The sequence below is a fragment of the Methylobacterium variabile genome (assembly GCF_001043975.1).
Classification (GTDB): Bacteria; Pseudomonadota; Alphaproteobacteria; order Rhizobiales; family Beijerinckiaceae; genus Methylobacterium; species Methylobacterium variabile.
Genome location: NZ_LABY01000066.1, coordinates 1 through 12,528, shown reverse-complemented (window position 1 = coordinate 12,528; position 12,528 = coordinate 1). Strand labels below are relative to the sequence as shown.

13 protein-coding genes are annotated in these 12,528 nt (G+C 71.6%); 6 read left to right on the top strand and 7 right to left on the bottom strand.

The features are described 5' to 3' along the window. Window positions 1-5: 5 nt before the first annotated feature. On the bottom strand, window positions 6-755 hold the full coding sequence (locus tag VQ02_RS10910; protein ID WP_053080326.1) for a Crp/Fnr family transcriptional regulator: 750 nt from the start codon (window positions 753-755) through the stop codon (window positions 6-8). A gap of 669 nt (window positions 756-1,424) precedes the next feature. Here VQ02_RS10910 and VQ02_RS10905 point away from each other — a divergent pair. Beyond that, on the top strand, window positions 1,425-2,360 hold the full coding sequence (locus VQ02_RS10905; RefSeq protein ID WP_157080581.1) for an HWE histidine kinase domain-containing protein: 936 nt from the start codon (window positions 1,425-1,427) through the stop codon (window positions 2,358-2,360). Here the strand turns inward: VQ02_RS10905 and VQ02_RS10900 are convergent. The 3 genes from VQ02_RS10900 to VQ02_RS10890 form a co-directional block, all read right to left on the bottom strand. Next, window positions 2,341-2,718: a response regulator gene (locus VQ02_RS10900; RefSeq protein WP_048444212.1), complete on the bottom strand. Its 378-nt coding sequence runs from the start codon at window positions 2,716-2,718 to the stop codon at window positions 2,341-2,343. The two genes, VQ02_RS10905 and VQ02_RS10900, sit on opposite strands and share 20 nt — an antisense overlap. Further along, complete coding sequence (locus VQ02_RS34715; RefSeq protein ID WP_053080324.1) at window positions 2,715-4,985, bottom strand: PAS domain S-box protein; 2,271 nt, start codon at window positions 4,983-4,985, stop codon at window positions 2,715-2,717. Before VQ02_RS34715 ends, VQ02_RS10900 begins: the two co-directional genes overlap by 4 nt. A gap of 284 nt (window positions 4,986-5,269) precedes the next feature. Next, window positions 5,270-6,169, bottom strand: coding sequence for a LysR family transcriptional regulator (locus tag VQ02_RS10890; RefSeq protein ID WP_048444243.1), 900 nt, complete (start codon window positions 6,167-6,169; stop codon window positions 5,270-5,272). A gap of 102 nt (window positions 6,170-6,271) precedes the next feature. On the opposite strand from VQ02_RS10890, the gene VQ02_RS10885 reads away from it, so the two are divergent. From VQ02_RS10885 to VQ02_RS10875, 3 genes are read left to right on the top strand one after another with little or no spacing between them, the layout of a single operon-like run. After that, entirely contained in the window at window positions 6,272-7,645 is a 1,374-nt protein-coding gene (locus VQ02_RS10885; protein ID WP_048444211.1) for a CitMHS family transporter, read from the top strand. 35 nt (window positions 7,646-7,680) lie between these two features. Beyond that, a complete protein-coding gene (locus VQ02_RS10880) occupies window positions 7,681-9,021 on the top strand; it encodes an acyclic terpene utilization AtuA family protein (RefSeq protein WP_048444210.1) in 1,341 nt (446 codons plus the stop codon). Between the two features lie 2 nt (window positions 9,022-9,023). Further along, a complete protein-coding gene (locus VQ02_RS10875; protein WP_048444209.1) occupies window positions 9,024-9,341 on the top strand; it encodes an AtuA-related protein in 318 nt (105 codons plus the stop codon). A gap of 76 nt (window positions 9,342-9,417) precedes the next feature. Here VQ02_RS10875 and VQ02_RS10870 read toward each other — a convergent pair whose 3' ends face one another. The 3 genes from VQ02_RS10870 to VQ02_RS10860 form a co-directional block, all read right to left on the bottom strand. Beyond that, window positions 9,418-9,654 (bottom strand): hypothetical protein, encoded by a 237-nt coding sequence (locus tag VQ02_RS10870; protein ID WP_048444208.1) that lies wholly within the window; start codon window positions 9,652-9,654, stop codon window positions 9,418-9,420. 456 nt (window positions 9,655-10,110) lie between these two features. Further along, entirely contained in the window at window positions 10,111-10,902 is a 792-nt protein-coding gene (gene badI / locus VQ02_RS10865; protein ID WP_048444207.1) for a 2-ketocyclohexanecarboxyl-CoA hydrolase, read from the bottom strand. A gap of 10 nt (window positions 10,903-10,912) precedes the next feature. Then, on the bottom strand, window positions 10,913-11,692 hold the full coding sequence (locus tag VQ02_RS10860; protein ID WP_048444206.1) for a glucose 1-dehydrogenase: 780 nt from the start codon (window positions 11,690-11,692) through the stop codon (window positions 10,913-10,915). A 77-nt stretch (window positions 11,693-11,769) separates the two neighbouring features. Here VQ02_RS10860 and VQ02_RS10855 point away from each other — a divergent pair, with 77 nt between their 5' ends. Both VQ02_RS10855 and VQ02_RS10850 read left to right on the top strand, forming a co-directional pair. Continuing rightward, entirely contained in the window at window positions 11,770-12,282 is a 513-nt protein-coding gene (locus VQ02_RS10855) for a MarR family winged helix-turn-helix transcriptional regulator (protein WP_209436999.1), read from the top strand. 59 nt (window positions 12,283-12,341) lie between these two features. Next, the coding region (locus tag VQ02_RS10850; protein ID WP_048444205.1) for a transposase at window positions 12,342-12,528 on the top strand (187 nt) is incomplete at its 3' end.

Here is a 12,528-nt window from a genome sequence, read left to right as displayed (position 1 = left end):
GGCCCTCACGCGCGGGGCGGGACCGGCCCAGGCCGGTCCGGTCTGCGACGCAGGGGCGCGATCAGGCGCTCGTACTCGGCCTCGGCCGGCCCGTAGGCGTCGCCTGCGGCTCCCTCCAGCCCCTCACGGTCGAGCACGATCACGCGGCCGCGCCGCGCCTGGATCAGGCGCGCTCCTTCCAGCAGCTGCAGCGTCAGCGTGACGGTCGTTCGCCGCACGCCCAGCATCATCGACAGGAAGTCGTGCGTGATCGACAATTCGTCGCCGTCCTGACGGTCATGGTACATCAAGAGCCAGCGCGCGAGCCGCTCCTGGACGGGGGCGCTGGCATTGGCATGGGCCGTGCAGGCCGTCTGGACCAGGAATGTGTGCGTGTAGCGCAGCAGGAGCGCGCGGAGCGACGCACTCGCCTCGGTGAGCCGAATGAAGGCGTCGGCGCCGATGCGGTGACCGTGCCCTCCCACCTGCATGAAGATCTGTTGCGGGATGCGGTCAGAGCCGAGGACCAGGGCCGTTCCGGCGAAGCCATCGCGGCCGAACAAGCCGATCTCGACGCGGCCGCCCTCCTCGGAGTTCACGATGATCGAGCCGAGTCCCGCCTCGAGGAAGGTCGCGTGCGTGATCGGCCGCCCGGGCTCGACGAGGACCGTGTGGAGCGGCAGGTCGACCGGGTCCAGGTGCGGCCGGAGCCATGCACGATCGGTGTCGGAGAGGCTGGCGAGCAGGCGGTTCTGGTAGGCGGGGAGCGTGGACACGAGCGGTGGGTACGAGCGCAGCTGTGGAACCGCTGCCGCATACTCGATTGGCTCGTGAATACGAGCAGATTGCTCCCGAGCGGCAGGATCGGTGCGAAATCGAACAATGGCAGTTCACGATCCGATTGACCCACGTTAAATCCGCCGGTCCGAAAGCACCCGAGCGGCTCGCTTCGTGCGGTACACAACACAGCGAGCCTTGGCACGTGGCGTGATCTCTAGAGCTCATGATCGCCCCAGGATCGCGTTCCGGCCGATCCGCGATCCCGGCGGCGTCCCCGCTCGCATCGGAGCCTTGCCGACGAGGATGGGACCGCTTGGCTCGACCTGCCGGACCCTGGTTCGGCTTAAGGCGCGCGGGGATGAGGAGCGCCTCCGGCCGTGCAGCCCTCCTCACACCGATCTAACCTGACCTCAGAGCATAAGAGCCGCCGTCTCGATGCACGCGAGTCCGGGCCGGATGGGAACGGAACGGCATGGTAGGTCGTCTATCTGACACATGTCGGGCGCCGCGGAGGACGCCGTGTGAGTGCAGAGCAGGACCCGAGCTGTATCTGGCCGTCCGGTGGCGGCCAGACCGGCGCCCTGATCCGGGAGAAGGATTGGCGGACAACGCCGCTGAGGGCACCGCGGACATGGCCGCAGAGCCTGAGATCCGCGACGGACCTCGTGCTGCACTCGCCAACGGCGATGGCGCTCGCCTGGGGGCCGGAAGGCACCCTGCTCGGCAACGACGCCTGCGCGGCCCTGCTGGGGCCGCCCCGGGGCTGGCTGGGCGAGCGCCTGGCGGCGATCTGCCCGGATTTGGCCGGCGGCGACACCGACCTCCTCGGCGCGGCGCTGGCGGGCCGGTCCCGGTCCCTGCGCGACGGACGGGTCACGGTGATGCGCGACGGGCAGCCGGTTCCGGCCGCCCTCGACCTCGACGGCTCGCCGGTGGTGGATGAGACCGGCGCGCCGGCGGGCCTGTTCGTCGTCCTGCGGGCGGGCGCCGAGGATCAGGCGAAGGCGCTGCAGCAGGAGCGCGACCTGAGCATCGAGATGAGGCGGCAGGCCCGCAACACCCTGGGGGTGATCCGGGCCGTCATCCGCCGCAGCCTGCAGGCGAGCCAGACGCTGGAGGATCTCGCGCTCCACCTCGACGGCCGCGTCGCTGCGGTGGGCCGGGCGCTCTCCACCGCCAGCAACCCGGCCCACGGGGTCGATCTGGAACTGCTGCTGGGCGAGGAGCTGCTCGCCCAGCAGGCGCGCGAGGGCGAGCAGGTGTCGCTCGCGGGTCCCGAGGTGCGCCTCCCGGTGAGGGTGAGCGAGCGCCTCGGCCTCGCGATCCATGAGCTCACGACCAACGCCATCAAGCACGGCGCCCTCGGCAGGCCGACGGGGCGGATCGCCATCCGCTGGGAGATCGTGCCGGGCCCCGATGCGCGGCGGCTGACGCTCGTCTGGAAGGAGACCGGGGTCGCCGGCCGCGGCGAGGCCCCGCGTCACCGGGGCTTCGGCGCCGAGCTGCTCCACCGCATGCTGCCCTACGAGCTGCGGGCGGTTGTCACCTGGGTGCCCGAGCCGGACGGCGTGCGCTGCACGATCACGCTGCCGCTGGACTAACGAGCAGCGCCTGCGCCACCTCCTTCGCATCCAGCGGCTTGCCGCAGTACCGGGCCAGGGCGTAGCGGGGCGGAATGACGGCCTGGTCGTAGCCGGTGGCGAACACGAAGGGGATGCCGCGCTCCTGGAGCGTGTCCGCGACGACGTAGGCGATCTCGCCCTGCAGGTTGAGGTCGAGCACGGCGCCGTCCAGGCGCGAACCGTCGGCGATCAGCGCGAGCGCCTCGTCGACGCTCGGCACCGGCCCGACGATCTCGGCACCGCGGGCCTTGAACGCCTCGGCCAGATCCTGGGCCAGGAAGTACTCGTCCTCGACCAGCAGCACGCGGTAGGCTGCGGGCGCGTCCGGGTGGCTCATGCCGTGCTCCTCCCTCCTCGCTGCGCACCGGTGAGAGGCAGGTCGATGTAGCAACGCACGCCGTCGTTCCCGAGTTCGTAGGACGTCCTGGCCTTCAGCGCGTAGGGCAGCGCCTCCTCGATCAACTCGCGACCGTAGCCGCGCTTCTCCGGCGCGGCCGCGAGCCGCGCCGGCGCACCCACCTCCTCGATCCAGTCCAGCATCAGGCGCGGGCCCTCGTTCCCCGCCTCCCGTACCGACCACGTGACCGCTAGGCTCCCGTGCTCGGTGGCGAGCGCACCGTACTTGCGGGCGTTGGTGGCCAGTTCGTGCAGGGCCAGGGCCAGGGTCTGCACCGTGGAGCTGCGCAGGGGCACCGATGGACCGTCGATGCGGACGCGCTGGCCCATGGTGCAGGCGCCGAGGGCGTCCAGCTCGGTGCGGACCAGCTCGCCGATGGTGATCCGCGACTGCTCGGAGCGCGACAGCAGGCCGTTGACCCGGGCCAGGGCGTCGAGGCGCTCGCGAAACTGCTCCGAGACGGCCTCGAGGGAGGTGTTCCTGCGCTGGGTCTGCCGGAAGAGCGACGTGACCACGCCGAGCAGGTTGCGGGTGCGATGCTGCAGCTCGGCAACCATCACGTGCTGCTGCTCCTGGAGCTGACGCAGGTCGTCGATGTCGGTGGACGTGCCCAGCCATTCCAGGATGCGGCCGTGCTCGTCGCGGAGCGGCACGGCGCGGGTCGTAAACCACCGGTAGCGCCCCTCGGCGGCGTTGTGGACCCGGTGCTCGACGGACAGGCTGCCCGCCTCCTCGGCCAGCTGCCAGGCGGCCAGCATGGCGTTCCTGTCGTCGGGGTGGACGGGCCGCAACCAGCCGAGGCCGAGGCTCTCGGCACAGGGAAGGCCGGTATAGGCGCTCCATTGCGGACTCGACCAGGTCCAGCGGCCATCCCCCACGGCGCGCCAGACGAGCTGAGGGATGCCCTCCATCAGGCCGCGCAGGCGTTCCTCGCTCGCGCGGACCGCCTCTTCCGCCTGCCTGCGCGCGGTGAGGTCGACGGTGACGACGAGCAGGCTGCGCGAGCCGGACTGCCCGCCCGGAAGCGCGGTCGCCGTGCTGTTCGCCCAGACGAGCGTCCCGTCGGGCCTGACGTAGCGCTTGTCCAGCGTCGCCGACGCGCGGCCCTCGAGCGCGCGGGAGACCAGGGTGACGCTGGGCGGCACGTCGTCCGGATGCGTCACGTCGGCGATGCTCACGGCCAGGACCTGCTCGCGGGTGCGGCCGAGGATGCGGCACAGCTCGTCGTTGGCCCTCAGGAAGCGTCCGCTGTCCGGGTCGATCTCCGACAATCCGACCGATGCATTGTCGAAGATGGCGGCGAGCTTCGCCTTGCTGGCCCGCAGCGCCGCCTCCATCTGCCGACGGTCGGTGATGTCGAGCACGAACTCGACCACCTCCTCGCCGACCTTGCGGGGTGCGAACATCCCCCACCAGCGGGAGCCGTCCTTGCGGAGGTACTCCTTCTCGTAGGGCGTCGCTTCGCCGTGCGTCATGATCTCCTGCACCGCCCTGTGTGAGACAGGGTGGAACTCCTCCGGCGTGAGCTCCTGCCACGTCCGGCCGAGCACGTCCTCCTGGCTGAACCCGGACATCTGCAGGAAGGCGTCGTTCGCCTCGGTCAGCCGGAAGGCCGCGTCCCAGAAGATCACCCCGACCGTTCTGATCGCGAGCGCGTTGCGCAGCCGCCGCTCGCTCCTCCGCGGAGCGGTCCCGGCGCGCTCGAGCACCACGCGGCGCAGCTCCAGCTGCGCCATGACCTGGCGGGCGAGTGCCTGGAGGCCGTCGGCCTGTGCGGTCGTCAGGCCCTCGGGCCGGGGCTTCGTGTCGATCACGCAGAGCCGGCCGAGCGCGACGCCCTCCGGTGAGGACAGGCGTGCTCCGGCATAGAAGCGCCAATGCGGCTCGCCCGTCACGAGACGATCGGCCCGCGTCCTCGGATCGCGGCTCAGGTCGGGAACGACGAGGAGCGGCATCCGGTCGAGAGCATGGCGGCAGATCGATTGCTCGATCGGTATCTCGGACGGGGCGAAGCCGCGACGGGCCTTGAACCACTGCCGATCGGACGCAACCAGGCTGAGGAGGGCCACCGGTGCCTGGCAGATCTGGGAGGCGAGGAGCACGAGATCGTCGAAGGCCGGCTCCGACTCCGAGTCCAGGATGCCATAGCGACTGAGCGTGCGGAGGCGGTCCACCGCGTCCTGGTCAAGTTCCAACTCGTTCAGCATGAAGCGGTCGCAATATCGATACCAGCAGCATCCATCGCACTGGAGCGATCGCCGCTATTTGTCAACATTACCTGTCACATCGAGGCCCCCAACTTGGAATTGCCGGCTCGACAGGCCGAAACTTTGTTTCTACAACTCCACCGAGACCGGCTCGGCCGCCGGGGTCTTCGACCGACCGCTCGCCAGCACGGCTCACCGGCCCGCACGATCCCCCGGCCGCGGTGCGAGCCCAGCAGGCGAGCGGCATCCCCGGACGCCCGCCGCGGCCGTCGGCCGCCCCTGCCCTAGCGGAGCGACTTCGCCTGCCGTTCCAGCTGGGCCAGGAACTCGAGCACGGCGGGCGCCGGGCTGCGGCCGGCCCGGGTCACGATCCCCATCGACCGACGCATCACGGGCCGTTCGAGCCTGCGCCACGCGAGGTCGAACGGTCCGAGCAGGGAGAGCGTCAGCCGCGGCAGGGCCGTGACGCCGAGGCCCGTCGCGACCATGTGGCCGACCGTACCCAGGAAGGCGCAGCCGTAGAGCGGCGGAACGGCGAGGCCGGCCTGGAGGAAGGCCGCATCCGTCATCTGCCGGACGCTGCTCGCGGCGGCCATCGCGATGAACGGCCGGCCCTGGAAGACCGACCAGGGCAGCGGCCCCTCCCCGCCCGGCGCGTCCCCGGGGCGGCAGACGAGGCCGAACTCGTCGGACAGGAGGGATCGGTAGACCAGCGCCGCCTGCGGGTGCGGGGGTCGTATCGTCAGGCCGAGATCGGCCCCGCCGCCGGAGACCGCCTCGAGCACCGAGCCCGAGAGGCCGTCCCGGACCTCGATCTCGACGTCCGGGCGTCCCTCGCGGAAGCGCGCGATGGCGGGGGGGAGCAGCACCGCGGCGATCGAGGGCAGGGCCGCGACGGCGACCCGGCCGCTGCGCCCCTCGACGAAGCGGGCGAGGTCGTCGGCGGCGCTGTCGAACTCGGCGACGAGCGCCTCGGCGATCCGGCGCAGCTCCAGCCCGGTTGGGGTCGGCACGACGCTGCGGGTCGTGCGGTCGAACAGCCGCCGCCCGAGGGCGGCCTCCATCTGCTGGATCGTGCGGCTCAGGGCCGGTTGCGACACGCCGTGCAGCCGCGCCGCCTCGCCGAAGCTGCCGCTGCGGGCGAGATGCAGGAACGCCGTGAGCTGCTGGGGCGTGAAATTCATGCGCATCGGTTATCAATATATAGGTTGAATGCACCCCCGTCATTGACCGACCCTCGGCGCGTGCAGCCTGCACCCGACAATCGCAGGCGCCGGGAGGAAACCTTGCTAGCTGCCCTGGGCTTCGCGACCATCGCGATCTTCCTGTACGCCATCATGACCCGTCGTCTGTCGGTGCTGGTGGCGCTGATCCTCATCCCGGCCGTGGCCGGGCTCCTCGCCGGGGCCGGCCCCGGTCTCGGCAAGATGATGCTCGACGGCATCGCCCGCGTCGCGCCGGTCGGCGTGATGATCGTCTTCGCCGTCCTGTATTTCGGGCTGATGCTCGACGTCGGGCTGTTCGAGCCGATGATCCGGCGCCTCGTGCGGCTGGTGAAGGGCGATCCCGTGCGGGTGACGCTCGCCACCGCCGCGCTCACCCTGGCGGTCTCCCTCGACGGCGACGGCGCCACCACCTTCCTCATCACGGTCTCGGCGATGCTGCCGCTCTACCAGCGCCTCGGCATGGACCGGCTGGTCCTGTCCGGCACCGTCGCCCTCGCGGCGGGCGTGATGAACATCATCCCGTGGGGCGGGCCGACCGTGCGCGCCATGGCGTCCCTCAAGGTCGATTCCGCCTCCCTGTTCAACCCGGTCGTGCCCGCGATGGCGGTCGGCATCGCCTGGGTGCTCCTCGTGGCCTACATCTTCGGTCGGCGCGAGCGCGCCCGCCTCGGCCTCCCGGCCGCCGGCGGCGCGGCGGCGGGCCTGCGGCCGGCCTCGCTCTCCGCCGCGGTCCCGGCCGACTTGCCTGCCGACCTGCCGGCCGGCTCGCCGGCCCACGCCGCCGCAGAGGCGGACGAAGGCAAGGTCGCCCTCGCCCGGCCCTGGCTGTACTGGTTCAACGCGGCACTCACGGCCGTGCTGATCGTCGCCCTCCTGATGGCGCTGCTGCCGCTGCCGGTGCTGTTCATCCTCGCCTTCGCGATCGCGCTTCCGGTCAACTACCCGCGCTGGGACCAGCAGCAGAAGCACCTCGTCGCGCATGCCGACAGCGTGGTCACGGTCTCGACCATGATCTTCGCGGCCGGCATCTTCACCGGCGTGCTCACCGGCACGAAGATGATCGACGCGATGGCGGCCGCCGCGGTGTCGGTGGTCCCGGCGAGCCTCGCCGGCTACCTGCCGGCCATCGTAGCCGTCACCAGCATGCCGCTCAGCCTGGTGTTCACGCCGGACGCCTACTACTTCGGCGTGCTGCCGGTGCTGGGGCAGACCGCGGCCAATCTCGGCGTCGATCCGGTCCTGGTCGGCCGCGGCGCCATCCTGGGCCAGATGACGACCGGCTTCCCGCTCAGCCCGCTCACCGCCTCGACCTTCATCCTGATCGGCCTGTGCGGGGTGAATCTCGGCGACCACCAGCGCTTCATCTTCCCGTGGGCGTTCGGGACCACGCTCGTGATGACGGCGGTCGCCTTCGCGACCGGCGTCCTGGGCTGACGCCGCCCTCAGGCCCGGCATAAGGAGTGTCCAGGGTGAGAACCATCAGGATCGGCGCCGGCGCCGGCTTCTCGGGCGACCGGATCGAGCCGGCGGTCGAGCTGGCCGAGAAGGGCGACGTGCAGTACCTCGTCTTCGAGTGCCTGGCCGAGCGCACCATCGCGCTTGCCCAGCAGGCGCGGATGCGGGACCCGGCCGCGGGCTACGACCCGCTGCTCGCCGCCCGGATGCGCGCCGTCCTGCGGCCCTGCCGCGAGCGCGGCATCCGGATCGTCACCAACATGGGGGCGGCGAACCCCGTCGCCGCGGCCGAGGCGATCGCGGCCGTCGCGCGCGACCTCGGCCTGCACGGCCTGCGGATCGCCGCGGTCACCGGCGACGACGTGCTCGAGGCGGTGCGGGCCGGGGATCACCGGCTCGACGAGACCGGCGAGCCGGTGAGCGCCCTTGCCGACCGTCTCGTCTCGGCCAACGCCTATCTGGGCGCCGGCCCGATCGCCGCGGCCCTGGCGCAGGGAGCCGAGGTGGTCGTCACCGGCCGCGCCGCCGATCCGGCGATGTTCCTCGCGCCCCTGGTCCACGAGTTCGGCTGGTCGATGACCGACTGGACGCGGCTCGGCCGCGGCACGGTGGTCGGCCACCTGCTCGAATGCGCCGGCCAGGTCACCGGGGGCTACTTCGCCGATCCCGGCTGCAAGGACGTGCCCGACCTCGCCCGGCTCGGCTTCCCCCTCGCCGAGGTGGCCGAGGACGGGACGGCCGTCGTCACCAAGGTGCCGGGCTCCGGCGGGCGGGTGACGACGGCGACCTGCAAGGAGCAGCTCCTCTACGAGGTGCACGACCCGGCCCGCTACCTCCAGCCCGACGTCGTGGCCGATTTCTCCGGCGTGCGGGTGAGCGAGGACGGGCCGGACCGGGTCCGGATCGAGGGCGGCGGCGGCGCCCCGCGCACCGGCCTGCTGAAGGTGTCGGTCGGCTACCGCGACAGCTGGGTCGGCGAGGGGCAGATCTCGTACGCGGGCGCCGGCGCGGTGGCGCGCGGGCGGCTGGCGCTCGAGATCGTGGCCGAGCGCCTGCGGATGACCGGCGTCGCGTGCCGCGAGACGCGCTTCGAGCTGATCGGCGTCGACGCGATCCTGGGGCCCGCGCTCTCGGCCGGCGCCCCCGAGCCGCGGGAGGTGCGGGTCCGGGTCGTCGGCCGCACCGACAGCCGGGCGGAGGCGGAGCGGATCGGCCAGGAGGTCGAGTCGCTCTATCTCAACGGCCCGGCGGGCGGGGGCGGCGCGACGAAGTCGGCTCGCGAGATCGTCGGGATCCGCTCGCTGCTGCTGCCCGAGGGCGTGGTGACCCCCGCCATCCATGTCGTGGAGAGCTGACGATGCCGACGATTCTGCGCCGCCTCGCCCATGCCCGCACCGGCGACAAGGGCGACGTCTCGAACATCTCGGTGATCGCCTACGACCCGCGGGACTACGCCCGTCTGGAGCGCCACGTCACGGCGGAGCGAGTCGCGGCGCATTTCGCCGGGCTCGTGCGCGGCGAGGTGGAGCGCTTCGCGCTGCCCGGGCTCGGCGCCCTTAACTTCGTGCTGCACGGGGCGCTCGGCGGCGGCGTGACGCGCTCCCTCGCCCTCGACGCCCACGGCAAGTGCCTCGCCTCGGCGGTGCTGGACATCGAGATCCCTGACGAGGGGTGAGAGGGCGCTTCCTGTCGCCCCCTCGTGGCGCCCGGGACCGCTCGTGTCCGACCGGCCTCCTCCAGGCTCACGGGATTCAGGCCCGGACGACCTCCGGCTCCTCGCCGAGGAGGCGCAGCGCCGACGCGATCACCTGACGGGTCTGGGAGCTGAGCCGCTCCAGGCGGGCGCGCTTGTCATACTGCCTCAGGCGGATGACGAGACGGTCATCGCGCGAGTTCCCGTGAGTGATGCCTCCGATCACGGCGTCCGTGATCAGCCGCCGCAGCAACGTCTCGAAGAAGTCGTCCGTGTCCGTGCGTCCTGCAAGCATCCTGGCTTCTCCTTCCGTGAAGCGAAGCCTGTCTCGAACAGCCGGGTTACGACAAGATGTCAGAAACGTCGGCGGACGGCACGGTCCGCACGGGATGTGCGGTCCCGCACAAACCTGCCGGATCGTACCCTGATCCGCGCCGGAGCCGCTCTGTGCGGCTCGCGGCACCCGATGTTATGGTCGTCAATCTTGGTCGCGGGTCGGAGGGCTGTCACGCTTCCTCGCCGAGGCCGAGGCGGCGGCACGCTCACGCTGCGGGAGGAGGCATCCTGCGCGTGCGGGTGATCATCGGCGGCACCGACACCCGGCGGCGCCGACGCCACGCGGGTCGCGGCTGCGGCCGACCGCTCTCGCCTCAGGAGCCGAGCCGGCCGACCTTGCGCGCGAGACCGCATCCGCCCGGGCACGTCGTCATACACATCCCGACCGGCCCGGCGCACGATGCGGGCTATCGCGTCACGCGCCCGGCTTGCGCGGGGAGCGGAAATCCGGTTTCCGCTTCTCGCGGAACGCGGCGGCGCCCTCGCGGGACTCGTCGGTGTCGTAGTAGAGGCTCAGCGCCTGCATCCCCATCGAGGCGATGCCGCGGATGCTCTCCGTATCGGCGTTGAAGGAGCGCTTGGCGATGGCGAGCGCGGTCGGGCTGCGCTCCATCAGCTCGGCGCACCACCGCGCGACCTCGGCATCGAGCGCCTCGTGCGGCACGACCGCGTTGACGAGCCCCAGCGCCAGCGCCTCCTGCGCCGTGTAGCGACGGCACAGGTACCAGATCTCCCGTGCCCGCTTCTCGCCGACGACGCGGGCGAGGTAGGCGGTGCCGAAGCCGGGATCGACCGAGCCGACCTTCGGCCCGACCTGCCCGAACTGGGCCCGCTCCGAGGCGATGGTCAGGTCGCAGATCGTCGCCAGCACGTTGCCGCCGCCGATCGCGAAGCCCTGGACGCGGGCGATCACGGGCTTGGGCACGTCGCGGATCAGGCTCTGCAACTCCTCGATCGGCAGCCCGATCGTGCCGCGGCCGTCGTACTGGCCTTCATGCGCCGTCTGATCGCCGCCGGTGCAGAACGCCTTGTCGCCGGCGCCCGCCAGCACGATGACGCCGATGCTCCTGTCCCAGCCGGCCTCCTGGAACGCCCGGATCAGCTCCTCGACGGTCTGGCCGCGGAAGGCGTTGTAGCGCTCCGGCCGGTTGATCGTGATGCGGGCGACGCCGTCTTGCGCCTCGTACAGGATGTCGTCGTAAGCCATCGTCGTCTCCTCACCCGGCCATCGAGAGGCCGCCGGACACGCTGATCACCTGCCCGGTGACGTAAGCCGCATCGTCGCTGGCCAGGAAGCCGATCGCGCCGGGCAGGTCGTCGGGCCGGCCGATCCGGCCGAGCGGGATCGCCCGGCGGAAGGAGTCCATCAGCTTGTCGGGGTTGCCGGCGCCGCGCCGGAACTCCTCGAACAACGCGGTGTCGGTCGGGCCCGGGCAGACGACGTTGAGCGTGATGCCGTGCCGGGCGTGCTCGCGCGCCAGGGTCTTGGTCAGCCCCAGGAGCGCCGCCTTGCAGGCCGCGTAGACCGCCTCGCCCGTCGAGCCGACCCGGGCGGCATCCGACGCGACGTTGACGATCCGGCCGTAGCCGCGCTCGACCATGCCCGGCAGGACGAGGTGGTGCATGGTGAGCGCACCGACGAGGTTGACCGCGATCAGGCGCTCCCACTCGGACGGCTCGGTCGCCAGGAACGGCTTGAAGATGTCGAAGCCGGCGTTGTTGATCAGGACGTCGACCGGGCCGAGCGCCTCCGTCACGCCGGCGAGCGCCGCCTCGACCTCGTCGCGGCGGGTTATGTCGCAGCAGAACGCGCCGGCGCGACCGCCCGCGCCCGCCCCTCCGGCATTGATCGCGTCGGCGACCGCCCGGGCCGCGTCGTGGTCGCGGTCGAGGACCCCCCCCGCCGCGCCTTCCGCCGCGAGCCGGTGGCAGACCGCCGATCCGATGCCGCCGGCGCCCCCGGTCACCACGGCCGTCCTGCCTTCGAACCTCGTCACGCGCCGGCATCCTTCTGATATCCTGCACGCAGCCTAGACCTGCGGCCCGAAATAGCAATACCTTGCCATATATGCCCGTGACCGATCCCGCCGCTCCCCCGGCCGCCGACCGCGTCGACGCCGACACCGACCGTTTCGGCATCGACCGTTTCGACTTGGCCAACCGGTTGTTCTTCCGCCTCTATCAGAGCTCCAACCTGCTGCACAAAGTCGGCACGCGGGCGGTGTCGTCCTTCGGCAGCACGACGCAGCAATGGGCGGTGCTGGGGGCGCTGGCGCGCCCGCGGGTCGCGGCGGACGGCGTCAGCGTGAAGGAGCTGATCGCCTTCCTGCTGCTCACCCGCCAGAACCTCACGATCGTGCTCGACCGCCTCGAGGGCCGCGGCTGGATCGAGCGCGTGCCGGATCCGGTGGACCGGCGCAGCCGCCGGGTGCGGCTGACCCCGGCGGGCCAGGCCGAGTGGACGCGGATGCTCGTCGAGATCGGTGACTTCTACGAGGCGTCGCTCGCCGGTCTCTCGGCCGACGAGCTGCTCCAGCTCTACCGCCTGCTCGACCGCCTGAAGAGCGGCCTTGCGGCGATGGACTGATCCTCCCTCGGTTTCGCGGACACCTCTGCTACGCTCGTTACGGGCGGGGAAGGTGTTTGATGGCAAAGACACGACGCGAATTCACCCCCGAGTTCAAGCGCGAGGCGGTCGCCCTGCTCGAGAGCAGCGGCCGGTCGCAGATGCAGGTCGCCGCGGAACTCGGGATCCAGCCCTCCATGCTGCGCCAGTGGCGAACCGTGCTGATGGAGGGGTCCACCTCCAAAGCGACCCGCAGGCGCGCCGGGG